At 71.9% G+C, this 15,318-nt stretch carries 13 protein-coding genes; 11 read left to right on the plus strand and 2 right to left on the minus strand.

Annotated elements, in window-relative coordinates; genetic code table 11:
• Nucleotides 1-178: 178 nt before the first annotated feature.
• Nucleotides 179-1,324 (minus strand): acyl-CoA dehydrogenase family protein, encoded by a 1,146-nt coding sequence (locus tag ACFPFQ_RS42845; RefSeq protein ID WP_379629020.1) that lies wholly within the window; start codon nt 1,322-1,324, stop codon nt 179-181.
• A 71-nt stretch (nt 1,325-1,395) separates the two neighbouring features.
• Between ACFPFQ_RS42845 and ACFPFQ_RS42850 the strand changes: the two genes are divergently transcribed.
• The 6 genes from ACFPFQ_RS42850 (at nt 1,396) to ACFPFQ_RS42875 (ending at nt 8,635) form a co-directional block, all read left to right on the plus strand.
• Nucleotides 1,396-2,481, plus strand: coding sequence for an alpha/beta hydrolase (locus tag ACFPFQ_RS42850; protein WP_379629021.1), 1,086 nt, complete (start codon nt 1,396-1,398; stop codon nt 2,479-2,481).
• 16 nt (nt 2,482-2,497) lie between these two features.
• A complete protein-coding gene (locus ACFPFQ_RS42855) occupies nt 2,498-3,508 on the plus strand; it encodes an aldo/keto reductase (RefSeq protein ID WP_379629022.1) in 1,011 nt (336 codons plus the stop codon).
• A gap of 104 nt (nt 3,509-3,612) precedes the next feature.
• Nucleotides 3,613-5,013: an FAD-binding oxidoreductase gene (locus tag ACFPFQ_RS42860; RefSeq protein WP_379629023.1), complete on the plus strand. Its 1,401-nt coding sequence runs from the start codon at nt 3,613-3,615 to the stop codon at nt 5,011-5,013.
• Complete coding sequence (locus ACFPFQ_RS42865) at nt 5,013-6,242, plus strand: class I SAM-dependent methyltransferase (RefSeq protein WP_379629024.1); 1,230 nt, start codon at nt 5,013-5,015, stop codon at nt 6,240-6,242. The genes ACFPFQ_RS42860 and ACFPFQ_RS42865 overlap by 1 nt, the downstream gene beginning before the upstream one ends.
• 14 nt (nt 6,243-6,256) lie before the next feature.
• Complete coding sequence (locus tag ACFPFQ_RS42870) at nt 6,257-7,642, plus strand: WS/DGAT/MGAT family O-acyltransferase (protein ID WP_379629025.1); 1,386 nt, start codon at nt 6,257-6,259, stop codon at nt 7,640-7,642.
• Nucleotides 7,643-7,708: 66 nt separating this feature from the next.
• Nucleotides 7,709-8,635, plus strand: coding sequence for a GNAT family N-acetyltransferase (locus ACFPFQ_RS42875; protein ID WP_379629026.1), 927 nt, complete (start codon nt 7,709-7,711; stop codon nt 8,633-8,635).
• A gap of 15 nt (nt 8,636-8,650) precedes the next feature.
• Here ACFPFQ_RS42875 and ACFPFQ_RS42880 read toward each other — a convergent pair whose 3' ends face one another.
• A complete protein-coding gene (locus ACFPFQ_RS42880) occupies nt 8,651-9,115 on the minus strand; it encodes a low molecular weight protein-tyrosine-phosphatase (protein ID WP_379629027.1) in 465 nt (154 codons plus the stop codon).
• A gap of 209 nt (nt 9,116-9,324) precedes the next feature.
• Between ACFPFQ_RS42880 and cobC the strand changes: the two genes are divergently transcribed.
• The 5 genes from cobC to ACFPFQ_RS42905 all read left to right on the plus strand — a co-directional run bounded on the left by cobC (nt 9,325) and on the right by ACFPFQ_RS42905 (nt 15,190).
• Nucleotides 9,325-10,386 (plus strand): Rv2231c family pyridoxal phosphate-dependent protein CobC, encoded by a 1,062-nt coding sequence (cobC, locus tag ACFPFQ_RS42885; protein WP_379629028.1) that lies wholly within the window; start codon nt 9,325-9,327, stop codon nt 10,384-10,386.
• On the plus strand, nt 10,383-11,522 hold the full coding sequence (locus tag ACFPFQ_RS42890; RefSeq protein ID WP_379629029.1) for a Nif3-like dinuclear metal center hexameric protein: 1,140 nt from the start codon (nt 10,383-10,385) through the stop codon (nt 11,520-11,522). Before cobC ends, ACFPFQ_RS42890 begins: the two co-directional genes overlap by 4 nt.
• 89 nt (nt 11,523-11,611) lie before the next feature.
• Nucleotides 11,612-12,931, plus strand: coding sequence for a histidinol dehydrogenase (gene hisD / locus ACFPFQ_RS42895; RefSeq protein WP_379629030.1), 1,320 nt, complete (start codon nt 11,612-11,614; stop codon nt 12,929-12,931).
• A gap of 70 nt (nt 12,932-13,001) precedes the next feature.
• Complete coding sequence (locus ACFPFQ_RS42900) at nt 13,002-14,318, plus strand: ABC transporter substrate-binding protein (RefSeq protein WP_379629031.1); 1,317 nt, start codon at nt 13,002-13,004, stop codon at nt 14,316-14,318.
• Nucleotides 14,319-14,320: 2 nt separating this feature from the next.
• On the plus strand, nt 14,321-15,190 hold the full coding sequence (locus ACFPFQ_RS42905) for a carbohydrate ABC transporter permease (RefSeq protein ID WP_379629032.1): 870 nt from the start codon (nt 14,321-14,323) through the stop codon (nt 15,188-15,190).
• Nucleotides 15,191-15,318: the final 128 nt, after the last annotated feature.

Raw genomic sequence — 15,318 nt, forward strand, 5'->3', positions numbered from 1 at the left:
CCACCGCGCCGACGTCCCGACGTCGGCGCCGTGGCCAATTGGTTGGCGCCGTCACTCTGGGACTCGACCGCGCCAACCCCGTAGCCACCGCGCCGACGTCCCGACGTCGGCGCCGTGGCCAATTGGTTGGCGCCGTCGCCCCGGGGCTCGACCACCGAAGGGTGAGAACCCGCCCGTCTCAGCCGATCAGCGACCGCCCGATGATCTCCTTCATGATCTCGTTGGTGCCACCGAAGATCGACTGCACCCGCGCGTCGAGGAACGCCTTCGCGATCGGGTACTCGAGCATGTAGCCGTAACCGCCGTGCAGCTGCACGCACCGGTCCACGACGCGCTTGAGCACGTCGCTGGCCCACCACTTGGCCTTGGCGGCGTCGGCCACCGAGAGCCTGCCGGCCACGTGCTCGGAGATGCACTTGTCGACGAACACCTGGGTGATCGTGACCTCGGTGTCCATCTCGGCCAGCTCGAAGCGGGTGTTCTGGAAGGCCGAGACCGGCTTGCCGAACGCCTTGCGCTCCTTGGTGTAGGCGATGGTGTGCTCGAGCGCCCGCGCCGCGCCCGCGATGGAGCCGACGGCGATCGAGAGCCGCTCCTGCGCGAGGTTCTGCATGAGGTAGATCAGGCCGTTGCCCAGCTCGCCCAGCACGTTGGTGGCGGGCACCGTGACGTCGGTGAACGACAGCTCCGCGGTGTCCTGCGCCTTGAGGCCGACCTTGGCGAGCCGGCGGCCGCGCTCGAAGCCCGCCATCCCGCGCTCGACGACGAGCAGGCTGAAGCCGCGGCTGCCGGCGTCGGGGTCGGTCTTCGCGACGACGATGACCAGGTCGGCGAGTATGCCGTTGGTGATGAAGGTCTTGGACCCGTTGAGGATCCAGTTGCCGTCGCCGTCCTGGCGGGCGTTGGTCTGGATGCCCTGCAGGTCGCTGCCGGTGCCGGGCTCCGTCATCGCGATGGCGGTGATGATCTCGCCGGAGCAGAACCCGGGCAGCCAGCGGCGCTTCTGCTCGTCGGTGGCCAGCCGCAGCAGGTAGGGGGCCACCACGTCGTTCTGCAGCGGGAAGCCCAGCCCGGTGGCCGCGGCGCGCGTGAGCTCCTCGGTGAGCACGGCGTTGTAGCGGAAGTCCTCGACGCCGCCACCGCCGAACTCCTCCGGCACGTCGGTGCCCAGCAGGCCCGCCTTGCCGGCGGCCAGCCAGACGTCGCGGCTGACCTGGCCGTCGTGCTCCCAGCCCTCGTGGAACGGCGTGATCTCCTTCTCGATGAAGGTGCGTGCCAGGTCCCGGAAGGCGTCGTGCTCGGCGTCGAAGATGTCGCGCTCCATGCGGGCAGTCTCACATACCGGCCGGTAACAACGGAACGGTGACGGCATGTCGCACGCTGTACCGTTCCCGCATGGATCTAGTGGCGGCCGCCGTGAACCTGCGGGACAAGACCCGCGGCGGCGTTGCCGACCTGACCAGGATGTCGCGCGATCGGGTCGGCGCCACGATGCTGGGGGCCCGCCGCGGGGAGAGCGCGGTGCTCTACCGCTACCGGCCGGTCGCGGGGGTCGTGCCCAGTGGCGCGCCGATCCTGCTGATCCCGCCGCTGGGCGCCCCCGACTTCGCCTACGACCTGCGGCGCGGCTGCTCGCTCGTGGAGCACCTGCTCGGCACCGGCCGCACGGTGTTCCTGGTCGACTACGGCGCCCAGTCGTTCTCCGACCGGCGCCGCGGCATGGAGCACTGGGTCGACGGGATCGTCCCGTGGGCGGTGCGCGAGGTCGCCGCCGCCGATGCCGCCGACGGTGGTGCGGGCCGGCTGCACCTGCTGGGTTGGTCGATCGGCGGGGTCTTCTCGCTGCTCGCGGTGGCCGCGGCCGCCGACGCGGGGGAGCCGCTGCCGGTGCTGACGCTCACCGACGTGGCCGCGCCCGTCGACATCGCCGCCGTGCCCATGGTGGCGCCGCTGCGACCCCTCGCCGCGGTCACCGGCGGGCGCGGGCTCTCGGCGGTCTACCAGGCGCTGGGCAGCTTCCCGGCCCCGATCGTGAGCGCCGCCTTCCAGCTGACGGCCGTCGACCGGCTGGTGACGAAGCCGCTCACGCTGCTCTCCCGCCTCGACGACCGCGACTGTCTCGCCCAGATCGAGGCCGTCGACCACCTGATGAACAACATGCACGGCTATCCCGGCCGGGTGTTCGGCCAGATCTACCACCTGCTGCTGCGCAACAACGACCTCGCCGACGGCAAGCTCGTGCTCTCCGGTCGGTCGATCCCGCTGGCGGCGGTCGACGTCCCGGTGCTGGTGCTGGCCGGCCTGCGCGACGTCATCGCACCGCTCGCGGCCGTCGAGAAGGTCACCGAGCTGCTCACCGGGTCACCGGAGGTGCGCTTCGCCACCGCCCCCGGCGGTCACCTCGGCGTGCTGACCGGGCGCGATGCCCGCACCACCAGCTGGGTGCACATCGACGAGTTCCTCGACGACCACCGGGGATAGCCCGTATCACTGGTGGATGCGCTACGTAGAGGTGGACACGGCCAAGCGGTACTCGGTCATCGGACTCGGCACGTGGCAGTTCGGTTCCCGGGAGTGGGGCTACGGCTCCACCTACGCCGACGACGAGTCGGGGCGGATCGTCGCGCGGGCCCGTGAGCTGGGCGTCACCGTCTTCGACACCGCCGAGGTCTACGGGTTCGGGCGCAGCGAGAAGATCCTCGGCAGCGCGCTGGCCGCGACCGGCGGCACCGCCGACGTCGTGGTCGCCACGAAGGTCTTCCCGTCCTGGCCCACGGCGTCGCTGGTCACCAAGCACGGGGTCGCGAGCGCCCAGCGGCTCGGGGTGCGCCAGCTCGACCTCTACCAGGTGCACCAACCCCATCCAGTGATCGGCGACGCCCCCACGATGAACGGGATGCGCCGGCTGCGCGACGTCGGTGTCGTCGACGAGGTCGGGGTGTCGAACTACTCACTGCGGCGCTGGCAACGGGCCGAGGTCGCGTTCGTCGGCGAGGGCCAGCAGGCCTACACCGAGCGCGCGCGCATCCTGTCCAACCAGGTCCAGTTCAGCCTCGTCTCCCGCGCACCGCTGGCGGAGATGCTGCCGTGGGCGCAGCGCACCGGGCACATCGTCATGGCCTACAGCCCACTCGGTCAGGGTCTGCTGTCGGCGCGCTACAGCGCCACCGATCGTCCGACGGGGGGCGTCCGGGCCGCCAACGCCCTGTTCCTGCCGGAGAACCTCGACGCCGCGAAACCGCTGCTCGACGTGCTGCGCGTGGTCGCGTCGGCCCACGACGCGACGCCTGCGCAGATCGCGCTGGCCTGGCTCGTGCACTTCCCCGACGTCGTCGCCATCCCCGGCGCGTCCAGCGTGGCCCAGGTGGAGAGCAACGCCGCGGCGGCGGAGATCGTCCTCGCCGACGACGAGCACGCCGCGCTCACCGCGGCCGCCGAGGATTTCCGCCCGGTAACCGGTGTGTCCGCTTTGCCCGCATTGGTGCGCGGGCGGGTGCGGCCGGGCTGAGCCCGGGTCCACTGTGTCCGCCGGTCGAGTGATCCAACGGTGTGACGAAGAGGCCCTGACCGGGAGTCTGGGCAGCCCGCGATCGGCGGACTAGCGTTCTGGTCATGAGCGTGATCGGAACGCCGGTGCACCGACCGGCGGCAGTCCCACCGGCCACGCATGCGGCGGCCGTCGCCGACCTCGTGCGTCGCTATCGACAGGTGCCGCCGGGACAACGCGTACGGCTGGCCAAGCGAACGTCCAACCTGTTCCGCTTCGGCGGGGCCGGCGATCGGACGGTACGGCTCGACATCTCCGCCCTGACCGGGGTGATCCGGGTGGATCCCATCGCCCGCACCGCCGAGGTGCAGGGCATGGCCACCTACGAGACCATCGTCGCGGCCACCCTCGAGTACGGCCTGATGCCGCTGGTCGTCCCGCAGCTCAAGACGATCACGCTGGGCGGGGCGGTCACCGGGCTCGGCATCGAGTCCACGTCGTTCCGCCACGGGCTCCCGCACGAGTCGCTGCGCGAGTTCGACATCCTCACCGCCGACGGCGAGGTCATCACCGTCACCCCCGACGGCGAGCACGCCGAGCTGTTCCGCGGCTTCCCCAACTCCTACGGCACGCTCGGCTACGCGCTGCGACTGCTGGTCGACCTGCAGCCCGTCGCGTCCTACGTGCGGCTGGAGCACCGGCGCGTCGAGACCGCGGACCTCGCCACGGAGATCGCCAGGGTCTGCGACCTCGACGCCACCGACGGCCCAGACTTCGTCGACGGCACGGTGTTCGGCAAGGGCGAGCAGTACCTCACGCTCGGCACGTTCACCGACGACCCCGGCGACGGGATCAGCGATTACACCGGCCAGCAGGTCTTCTACAAGTCGATCAACCGGCGCCGCAGCGACACGCTGACCGCCCACGACTACATCTGGCGCTGGGACACCGACTGGTTCTGGTGCTCGCGCACGTTCGGCGTCCAGAACCCACTGATCCGCTGGGCCTGGCCGCGCCGCTACCGGCGCTCCGACGTCTACCGCCGCATCGTCGCGTTCGACCGCGCCAAGGGCATCACGCGGCGCATCGGCGAGGTGTTCGGAGCCACCCCGCAGGAGCTGGTGGTGCAGGACGTCGAGATCCCGGTCGAGCGGCTCGCGGAGTTCCTCGACGCGTTCCACGCCGAGATCGGGATCAAGCCCGTGTGGCTGTGCCCGCTGCGGCTGCGCGACGACCGGACCTGGCCGCTGTACCCGATGAAGGCGCACGAGCTCTACGTCAACGTCGGCTTCTGGGCGCAGGCGCCCGCGAAGCCGGGCGATCCGGACGGCAACAACCGTCGGATCGAGGAACTCGTGGCCGAACTCGGGGGCCACAAATCGCTGTACTCCACAGTTCACTACGACGAGCGTGAGTTCTGGGAGCGGTACAACGGGCCCTTCTACCGGGAGCTCAAGCAACGCTACGACCCCGGTGGGCGGCTGCCCGACCTGTACTCGAAGGTGACCGGATCCAGGAGGGCATGATGCAGGTCGCAGAGATCATTTCCAGTGTGGTCGGGGTCGATGTGCCCATCAGGGTGATCGCCTACGACGGGAGCAAGGCCGGACCCGACAGTTCCGAGGTGGCGCTGCGGATCGTGTCCCCCCGCGCGCTCGCGCGGCTGGCTACCGCCCCGGGCACCCTCGGGCTGGCCAGGGCGTACGTGGCGGGGGAGATCGAGGTCGACGGCGAGGTCTACGACGTCCTCGACGCCATGGCCGACATCACGATCAACAACATCACCCGTGCCGACCAGTTCCGGCTGGCGCAGCGGATGCTGCCGATCTGGCTGCGGCACCGCCAGCCGCCGCCGGAGCTCGAGTACCGCCCGCCGGGCCGGCTGCACTCCAAGGCGCGCGACAAGCGCGCCATCGCCCACCACTACGACGTGTCCAACACGTTCTACGAGTGGGTGCTGGGACCGTCCATGGCCTACACGTGCGCGACGTACCCCACCGAGACCGCCACGCTCGAGGAGGCCCAGGCCGCCAAGTTCGAGCTGGTCGCGCAGAAGCTGGCGCTGCAGCCCGGGATGCGGCTGCTCGACGTCGGCTGCGGCTGGGGCGGCATGGTCATGCACGCCGCCGCCGAGCACGGCGTCAAGGCGCTGGGGGTGACGCTGTCGCGCAACCAGGCCGAGTGGGCGCAGGCCGAGATCATCCGGCGTGGCCTCGGCGACCTCGCCGAGGTCCGCCACCTCGACTACCGGGATGCGCCGGAGTCGCAGTTCGACGCCATCAGCTCGATCGGGCTCACCGAGCACATCGGCAAGGACCAGCTGCCGTCCTACTTCCGGTCGCTGCACGCGCGCCTCAAGCCGGGCGGGCGGTTGCTCAACCACTGCATCACGCAGCCGCGCACGCCGCTGAAGAAGAAGCTCGACCCGTTCATCTCCCGTTACGTGTTCCCCGACGGCCAGCTGGAGCCGATCGGGCTGCTCGTCTCGGAGATGAACGACGCCGGCTTCGAGATCCGCCACGAGGAGAACCTGCGGGAGCACTACGCCAAGACGCTCGCGGCGTGGGGCGCCAACCTCGAGGACCACTGGGACGAGGCCGTCGCCGACGTCGGCATCGGTCGCGCCCGGGTGTGGCGGCTCTACATGGCGGCGTCGCGGCTGGGCTTCGAGCGCGACAACATCCAGCTCCACCAGGTGCTGGGGGTCAAGGTCGCCGACAAGGGCCGGTCGGGCTTCCCGCTGCGAGGCTGGTAGGCCAGGCTCGTCCGGTGCCCGATCGCCTCTCCCCGCTCGACGCATCGTTCCTCTACGCGGAGCACCGCACCACGGCGATGCACGTCGGTGCGGTGATGACGTTCACGCCGCCCGCGGGCGGCATGTTCGACGTCGAGGGCTTCACCGAGCTGATCGGCAGCAGGCTCGGGCTCGTCCCGCGCTACCGGCAGAAGATCCGGGAGGTGCCGGGACGGCTCGGGCTGCCGGTGTGGGTGGACGACCCGGAGTTCGATCTGGGCTACCACGTCCGGCACGCGGCGATCGCGCCGCCGGGCACCGAGGACGTGCTGCGCGAGCTGGTGGGCCGGGTACTGGCCCGCCGGCTCGACCGGTCGCGGCCGTTGTGGGAGGTCTACCTCATCGAGGGCCTCGCCGACGGACGCTTCGCGGTGGTCACCAAGACCCACCACGCCATGGTCGACGGGCTGGCGTCGATGGACATCGGCGCCGTCCTGCTCGACCGCACCCCGCAGCCGCGGGAGACCCCGCCCGATGACTGGCGTCCCGCCCGCGAGCCGTCCGGGATCGCACTGGCCGCCGCCGCGGCCGTCGACTCGCTGCGCGCCCCGCGCACGGTGCTCGACACCGCCGGCCGGGCCGTCGCCGACCTGCGGGCCACCGCCTCGACGGTCGGTCGCACGCTGGGCGGGGTGGTCGCCGCCGGGATGCAGGCCGCCGGGGCCCGCCCGCTGGCGGCGCTCAACGCCGCCACCGGGGAGCAGCGTCGGTACGGGATGGTGCGCACGCCGCTCGCGGAGCACCGCCGGATCCGCAAGGCACACGGCGGCACCGTCAACGACGTGGTGCTGGCCGTCGTCACCGGCGGGCTGCGGCGGTGGCTGATCAGCCGCGGCGAGCCGCTGACGGCGCAGACCACGGTGCGGGCGATGGTGCCGACGAGCTTGCGGTCCAAGGCCGCGGGCTCGGGCAACAACATCTCGCTCTACCTCGTCGACCTGCCGGTGGTGGCCGACGACCCGCTGGAACGGTTGGCCGCGCTGCGGGTGGCGATGGAGGCCAACAAGCGCGGTGGCCGCGCGGAGGGGGCATCGGCGCTGATCGGGCTGGCGGCGCTGGTGCCACCGGTCGTCCACAGCCTCGGCGCGCGGCTGGCCAGCCAGTACTCCAGCCAGCTCTACAACGTGCTCGTCACCAACGTCCCCGGTCCGCCACGGCCGCTCTACGCGATGGGTGCCCGGATGGCCGACATGTACCCGGTGGTGCCGCTCGGCGGTGGCCAGGCCGTCGCGATCGGCATCACGGCCTACGACGGTGCCGTGCACTACGGGCTCACCGCCGACCGTGACGCCATGGCCGATGTCGACCTGCTCGCGGCGGCGCTGGAGGAGTCCCTGACCGAGCTGGCCGAGCTCTCCTGACGGGATCGGCGATCGGAGCAACACCCCGGCCGCCGACCGGCGCAACGCATTCGGCATCCTGCCGCCATGGACATCGAGGTTCGTGGGCTCGTCGCCGCTGAGGTCGACGCCGCCGACCGCATCGTCCACGATGCGTTCGGCACCTTCCTCGGCGCCGACGTCTTCGGTGACACCGCCCTGCTGCGCACCCGGTTCGGGGCCACGAACACACAGGTCATCGGGGCCTTCGACGCCGGAGAGCTGATCGGGTCGTCGGTGCTCACCCGGTGGGGTTCCGTCGCGTTCCTCGGGCCGCTCTCGGTATCCCCGAAGCGCTGGGACTCCGGGATCGGGCGGCGGCTCGTGACGGCGTCGCTGGAGGTGTTCGACGCGTGGGGCGTCACCCACCAGGGGCTGTTCACCTTCGCCGACAGCCCCCGCCACCACGGCCTCTACCAGCGGTTCGACTTCTGGCCCCGGTTCCTCACGGCGATCATGTCGCGTCCGGTCACGGGCGGCGAGCCGGCACCCGGCTGGCTGCTGTCGGCCGTCGAGGACGCGAACCGGCCCGACCTCGTCGAGGCGTGCGCCGGCGTCACCGACGCCCTGTACCCCGGGCTCGACGCCCGCGGCGAGATCGCGTCCGTGCTGGACCAGGCGCTCGGCGACGTCGTGCTCGTCGGGGCTCCCGACGACCCGACCGGTTTCGCCGTGTGCCACCACGGCACCGGGACGGAGGCGGGCACGGGCATCGCCTACGTCAAGTTCGCGGCGGTGCGTCCGGGACGTGCGGCCCCGGAATGCTTCGCCGCCCTGCTCGAGGCCTGTGCGGGCTACGCCGCGGCGGCGGGAGCGGCCCGGCTGGTGGTGGGGGTGAACACGGCCCGCCACGGCGCGTACCGGCACCTGATCCGCGCCGGTTTCCGCAGCGACATGCCCGGCGTCACCATGCACCGGGCGAACCGGCCGGGCTACGACCACCCCGACGCCTACCTGCTCGACGACTGGCGCTGAGCACGGCACCCGGCCTCAGCGCTGCGCGCGCACCCACTCCAGCAGGCCCGGTACGGCCCGCTCGATCATGGTGAGGACCTCGGCGAACCCGTCCTCGTCGCCGTAGTACGGGTCGGGCACGTCGGCCCCCGGCGGGGAGTCCGGGTCGAAGGACCGCAGCAGCCGCACCCGGTCGCGCTCGGGCACCATCGACTGCAGCGCGCGGCGGTGGGAGTTGTCGAGCGCGACGATCAGGTCGGCACCCAACTGCTCGGCGTCGACCTGGCGGGCGACGTGGCCGTCCGGGTAGCCGTGCGCCCGCAGCAGGGCGGCGGCGCGCTCGTCGGCGGGGGAGCCGGCGTGCCAACCACCCGTCCCGGCGCTGGAGACGGTGACGCGGTGCGCCAGGCCCGCCCGCTCGATCGCGCCGGCGAAGACCTTCTCGGCGAGCGGGGAGCGGCAGATGTTGCCGGTGCAGACGAAGACGACGGAGAGGCTCATCGCGCCCCAGTCTTGCCGACCGGCCGGGCGGGGGTGACAGGGGCCCGGCCCGTTGCAGGAAAGCCACTTTCCCGCAACGACGTTGCAGGAAAGTGGCTTTCCTGCAACGCGAGAGCCTGCCACGCCGAGCGAGTGATCCCCCGCCACTGTGACGCGACCCGTCACCCACAACACCGTGACGCCCCGGTCCCCGCCGTAGGGTTGCGTCCATGGATCACGTGGTCGCGGACCAGGTGGCGTTGCGCCACCACGGCGACGTCGACGCCGAGCCGGGGCTGCTGGACTTCGCGGTCAACGTCCAGGGCGGCGCGCCCCCGAGGTGGCTGCGTGACCGCATCGCCGCCGTGCTCGACGACCTGGGCCGCTACCCGTCCGCCGACCACGACGCCCGGGCCCGCGCCGCCGTGGCGCAGCGGCACGGCCGTCGCCCCGACGAGGTGCTGGTGCTCGCGGGCAGCGCGGAGGGGTTCTCGCTGCTCCCGGCCCTGCGCCCGCGCCTGGCCGCCGTCCTGCACCCGGGCTTCACCGAGCCGGAGGCCGCGCTGCGTGCCGCGGGTGTTCCGGTGGTCCGGGTGCTCACCGACGCCGCCGACGGTCACCGGCTGCGCCCAGACGCGATGCCCGCCGACGCCGACCTGGTGGTGATCGGCAATCCCACCAACCCGACGGGGGTGCTGCACCCCGCCGCGGACGTCGCCGCGCTCGCCGCGCCCGGGCGCGTGCTGCTCGTCGACGAGGCGTTCGCCGACGCCCTGCCGGGCGAGGCAGAGTCGCTCGCGGCGCGACGGCTGCCAGGGCTGCTGGTGTTCCGCAGCCTCACCAAGACCTGGGCGCTCGCCGGCCTGCGCGCCGGCTACGCGCTGGGCGACCCGGAGCTGCTGGCGCGGCTCGCGGCGCCGCGCCCGCCGTGGCCGGTGTCGACGCCTGCATTGGAGGCCGTGATCGCGTGCAGCGAGCCCGCCGCCGTCGAGCAGACGCTGCAGGCCGCCCGGGTGCTCGTCGCCGCACGTGCCGAGCAGGCCGCCGCGCTCGGCGCCATCGCCGGTGTCCAGGTGCTGCCCGGGCAGGCGCCCTACCTGCTCCTGCGCCTTCCCGACGGCCGTGGCGAGCGGGTGCGTGCCGCATTGCGCGCCGCGGGTATCGCCGTGCGCCGCTGCGACACGTTCCCCGGGCTCGGGCCCGACCACATCCGCGTGGCGGTGCGCCCTGCCGAGCAGGTCGCGCGCCTCACCGCCGCGCTGTCCGACGCACTCGCCGAGGTGGCCGCATGAAGGAGACCGTCGGCGACGTCATCGCCGCACTCGAGGCCGCCTACCCGCCCGCGCTGGCCGCGGACTGGGACGCGGTGGGGCTGGTCTGCGGCGACCCAGCGGAGCCGGTCACGTCGGTGCTGTTCGCCGTCGACGCCGTTCCGGAGACCGTCGACGAGGCCGTCGAGCGCCACCAGCTGCTCGTCACGCACCACCCGCTGCTGCTGCGCGGCGTGCACGGCGTCGGGGCCGACACGCCGAAGGGCTCGCTGGTGCACCGACTGGTCCGGGCCGGCACCGCGCTGTTCACCGCGCACACCAACGCCGACTCGGCCGATCCCGGCGTCTCCGACGCGCTGGCCGCCGCGCTCGGTCTCGCCGTCGAGGGGCCACTCATCGGTGCGCCCGCCGCGCCGCTGGACAAGATCGTCACGTTCATCCCGGTGGGTCCGGCCATCACCGCGGTGCACGATGCGCTGTCCACGGCGGGAGCCGGCCAGATCGGCGACTACAGCCACTGCTCGTTCGCCACGGCCGGCACCGGCCAGTTCAAACCGCTCGAGGGAGCCCACCCGACGATCGGCGCGGTCGGTCACCTGGAACGCGTGGCCGAGACGAAGCTGGAGATGGTGCTGCCCCGCCACAAGCGGGCGGCCGTCGTGGCTGCGCTGCGGGCGACGCACCCCTACGAGGAACCGGCCTTCGACGTGCTGGAGCTCGCCGACCTGCCGTCCTCACGCGGGCTGGGCCGGGTCGGGACGCTCCCGGAACCCGAGCCGCTCTCCGCCTTCACCGCGCGCGTGGCCGCCGCGCTTCCCCCGACGGTGTGGGGTGTGCGAGCGGCGGGTGACCCCGACCGTCCGATCCGGCGGGTGGCGGTCTGCGGGGGAGCGGGCGACTCGGCGCTGGCCGCGGCGATCGCGGCGGGCGTCGACGCCTACGTCACGGCCGACCTGCGCCACCACCCCGCGTCCGAGCACCTGCTGCGGGGCGGCGACGTGCCCGCGCTGGTGGACGTGGCGCACTGGGCGTCGGAGTGGCCGTGGTGCGCGCAGGCGGCCGAGGTCGTGCGGTCGGCGTTCGGTGGCGCCGTCGAGGTGGCGGTCTCCCGGCAGCGCACCGATCCCTGGACGCTGGGTTCGGGCACGGCGGAGTAGCGCCCGCCGCCTTCCTGCCGTGCGGACCCGCTGCACCTCCACCACCCTCCGCTCTTGTCAGGTGCCCACTCGATCCCTAATGTATGCGTATGCACCTCACCGCCGCCGACAAGCGGAAGCTGGCCGCCGACCTTCGAGTCGTGAAGGAACCGGCCGGCCCGGACCGGCCGGCAGAGCGCGATCCTCAGGTCGCCGCCACGGTCTCGGAGATGCTCGGCCGCATCGAGCGCGAGGGCATGGACGCCGTGCTGCACTACGCCACAGAGCTCGACGGGTTCACCGGCCGCGACCTCGAGGTGCCCGCCGCCGAGATCGCCCGCGCCGCCGACCTGCTGCCCGCGGGGCTGCGCGCGGCGCTCGACACGGGCGCCGAACGCACTCGCCGGTTCGCGCAGATGCAGCGGTCCCGGCTGCAGGACTTCGAGGACGAGGTCGTGCCCGGCGTCGTCTGCGGGCAGCGGTTCGTGCCGGTCGAGAACGTGGGCGCCTACCTGCCCGCCGGCCGGTTCCCGCTGCTCGCGAGCGCGTTCATGACGGTCGGGGTCGCGCGCGTCGCCGGCGTGGGCAACGTCGTCAGCGCCACGCCGCCCTCGCTCGCCGGTCGCCCGCACCCCGCCGTCCTCTACGCCGCGTCGATCACCGGCGCGGACGCCGTCTACGCCGTCGGCGGTGTGCAGGCGCTGGCCGCGATGGCCTTCGGGCTGCTCGACGGCACGCCGTCGGACATGATCGTCGGCGCCGGCAACGCCTATGTCGCGGAGGCGAAGCGGCAGCTCTTCGGCCGCGTGGGCATCGACGTGCTCGCCGGGCCGTCCGAGGTGGCCGTCATCGCCGACGACACGGCCGATGCCGCGCTGGTGGCCGCCGACCTGCTCGCCCAGGCCGAGCACGGGCCGACGTCGCCCGCGAGCCTGGTCACGACGTCGCAGCGGATCGCCGACGAGGTGCCGGTCGAGATCGAGAAGCAGCTCGCCGGGCTCGCGACCGCGCCGATCGCGGGCGCGGCATGGCGCGACCACGGCTCGATCTACCTGACCGACACCCGTGAGACGGCGGCCGGGGTGATGAACCTGCTGGCGCCCGAGCACCTCGAGGTGCTGGCCGATGACCTCGACTGGTGGCTCGACGCGCTGCACAACTACGGTTCGCTGTTCCTCGGCACCTGGTCGACGGTCGTCTACGCCGACAAGGGCATGTCCGGCACCAACCACGTGCTGCCCACGGCGCGGGGCGCCCGCTTCACCGGCGGCCTGTCGGTGGCCGGCTTCCTCAAGCAGCTGACGTACCAGCGCGCCACCCGGGAGGCCACGCGCACCCAGGCCGATCCCACCGTCGCCGTCTCGGACTTCGAGGCGCTCGTCGGGCACCGAGACAGCGCCCAGCTCCGGCTGGACCTGATCAACAGCTGAACCGTCCGTCCCGGACGCGCACCAATGCATGCGTATGAACCCACCACTCGCCAGGACGGCAGGAGCCGACATGCCACGACCCCCGACCACGATCCTGCGGACACTCGCCGTGACGGTGGCCGCCGCGCTCCTGCTCGCCGGCTGCGGTGCGGGTTCGCGCACCGCGTCCGAGGCAGCAGCGCAGGTGCCGTGTGACTTCCCGGCACCGGCGGCGCCGTTGGCGGTGAACGTGCTCGCCTACAACTCCTCGGCCATCGACCCGTACACCAACACGATGGTCAAGAGCTGCACGAAGGGGCAGGTGAAGGTCAACCACGAGCCGATCGACTTCGGCGGGCAGGTGCAGAAGACCACCGCCACCCTGGCGGGCACCACCGGCACCTACGACATCCTCGAGACCTACGGCTACATCCTCCCGCAGTACGCGTCGCAGCAGAAGCTGCGCCCGCTCGACGACCTGCTCGCCAAGTACGGCGCCAAGTACGACCTCGACGCGATCAATCCCAACATGCGCAAGGCGATGTCCTTCGACGGCAAGCTCTACGGGCTGCCGATGCAGGCGCAGATGTACGTGATGGCGTACCGCAAGGACGTGTTCGACACGTTGGGCCTCAAGCCGCCCACCACCTTCGCCGAGCTGCGCACCGTCGCCACCGCCATCCAGCAGGCCGGCACGATCAAGTACCCGCTCGCGCTGCCGCTCTCGGCGAAGTCCGACATCGCCACTGCGTTCAGCTCGGCGCTCGGCTCGCTCGGTGGCGCCTTCACCGATCCGGCCACGAAGAAGGCGACGCTCGACACCCCGCAGTCACGCCAGGCGCTCGAGGAGCTGCGTACGCTGCTGCCGTTCATGGATCCGCAGGTCACCACGTTCGACCAGCCCGCCGTCCAGCAGCAGATGTACAACGGTTCGGCCGCCATCGCGATCATGTTCTCGGGCCGGATGAACGACCTGAGCCAGCCGGGCAACTCGAAGTTCGCGCAGCAGATGGCGTTCGCCGCCCCGCCGTCGGTGGCAGGCGGCAACATCCTCTACAACACGCTGTCGGTGGACGGCTGGTCGATCCCGGCCAACGCCGCTGCCGACCCCGACCTGCTGTTCCAGATGATCGCCTCGTCGGTGGGCCCGGAGGCGTCGAAGGCGTCGGTGCCGGCCGCCTACCCGGCGCGGGCCGGGATCGTCAACGACACGAGCAGCCCGTACGCGGCGGCGGCCCAGTCCTCGATCGGCAAGGCGCCGCCTGCGCAGCCGTTCCCGTGGACGTCGCGGATCGCCAACGACACGCGTTCCGTCGTCGCCGACGTCGTGCTGGGCAAGACCCCGGTGGCCGAGGGCACGGCGAAGATGCAGCAGATCGCCACCGCGATCCTCGCCGAGTACACGTAGCCATGCGGCGCCGGGAGTTCGTCGCGCTGGTCAGCCCGAGCATGCTCGTGATGGGCGGGCTGCTGGTCCTGCCCCTCTACAAGACCATCGAGTGGAGCCTGCAGAAGGTCAACTACGGGGTGCCGGGCACGTTCGTCGGGCTCGACAACTACGGTGCCGCGCTGACGGATCCGCGGCTGGGCCGGGCGGTGCTGTTCACCGTCGGGCTCACCGCGGCCGTCGTCATCGCGCTGGTGGTGCTGGGCTACGTGCTGGCCGTGCTGGTCAACCGCCTCAAACGGGCGCGGCCCTGGGTGCTCGGCATCCTGCTGATCTCCTACGTGGTGCCGCACCTGGTCGGGGCCACGATGTTCTCCTGGCTCTTCGACGCCAACTTCGGCGGCGTGCTCAACTACGCGATCTCGGCGCTGACCGGCCAGGAGATCCTGTGGTTCACCGATCCCTGGCCCAACCGGCTGATCGTCGGGCTGGACACGGTGTGGACGATGCTGCCGTTCGCGATGCTCGTGATCCTCGCGGGGCTGCAGGGTGTGGCGCCCGAACTGCTCGAGGCCGCCCGCATCGACGGCGCGTCACCGGCACGCACGCACTGGCACGTGATCATCCCCAGCATCCGGGGCGTGCTCGGCTTCGTCGCCATCATCTCGATCATGGACGTGCTGCGGACGTTCGACCAGCTCATCCCGCTCTCGCCGCAGGCGGAGCAGATCGGCAACGAGTCGATCATGCTCTACATCTTCAACATCGCGTTCCAGGACGGCGGCCCGCAGCTCGGGCTCGGCAGTGCCGTCAACGTGCTGCTGATCCTGCTGATCGTGATCATGCTCTTCCCCTTCATCCGCGGGATAGCCAAGGAGGCTCGGCAGGCATGAGCGCAGCTTGCAAGCGAATCATCAGCGCCATGCCGGCGCCGAGCGTCAGCGAGGTGCGCGCATGAGTTGCCCTGTGTCAAGCCGCCGTCGGTTGATCTTGGTTGATGATGCGTTGGAGGGCGCGGTGG

It is taken from the genome of Pseudonocardia sp. GCM10023141 (assembly GCF_042653605.1).

Excerpts from the sequence above, each read along its gene's own strand:
- ACFPFQ_RS42900 (WP_379629031.1), top strand. The coding sequence starts at position 13,002 with ATGCCACGACCCCCGACCACGATCCTGCGGACACTCGCCGTGACGGTG.
- ACFPFQ_RS42905 (WP_379629032.1), top strand. The coding sequence starts at position 14,321 with ATGCGGCGCCGGGAGTTCGTCGCGCTGGTCAGCCCGAGCATGCTCGTG.
- ACFPFQ_RS42845 (WP_379629020.1), bottom strand. The coding sequence starts at position 1,324 with ATGGAGCGCGACATCTTCGACGCCGAGCACGACGCCTTCCGGGACCTG.
- cobC (WP_379629028.1), top strand. The coding sequence starts at position 9,325 with ATGGATCACGTGGTCGCGGACCAGGTGGCGTTGCGCCACCACGGCGAC.
- ACFPFQ_RS42875 (WP_379629026.1), top strand. The coding sequence starts at position 7,709 with ATGGACATCGAGGTTCGTGGGCTCGTCGCCGCTGAGGTCGACGCCGCC.
- ACFPFQ_RS42865 (WP_379629024.1), top strand. The coding sequence starts at position 5,013 with ATGCAGGTCGCAGAGATCATTTCCAGTGTGGTCGGGGTCGATGTGCCC.
- ACFPFQ_RS42860 (WP_379629023.1), top strand. The coding sequence starts at position 3,613 with ATGAGCGTGATCGGAACGCCGGTGCACCGACCGGCGGCAGTCCCACCG.
- ACFPFQ_RS42890 (WP_379629029.1), top strand. The coding sequence starts at position 10,383 with ATGAAGGAGACCGTCGGCGACGTCATCGCCGCACTCGAGGCCGCCTAC.
- ACFPFQ_RS42850 (WP_379629021.1), top strand. The coding sequence starts at position 1,396 with ATGGATCTAGTGGCGGCCGCCGTGAACCTGCGGGACAAGACCCGCGGC.
- ACFPFQ_RS42855 (WP_379629022.1), top strand. The coding sequence starts at position 2,498 with ATGCGCTACGTAGAGGTGGACACGGCCAAGCGGTACTCGGTCATCGGA.
- ACFPFQ_RS42880 (WP_379629027.1), bottom strand. The coding sequence starts at position 9,115 with ATGAGCCTCTCCGTCGTCTTCGTCTGCACCGGCAACATCTGCCGCTCC.
- hisD (WP_379629030.1), top strand. The coding sequence starts at position 11,612 with ATGCACCTCACCGCCGCCGACAAGCGGAAGCTGGCCGCCGACCTTCGA.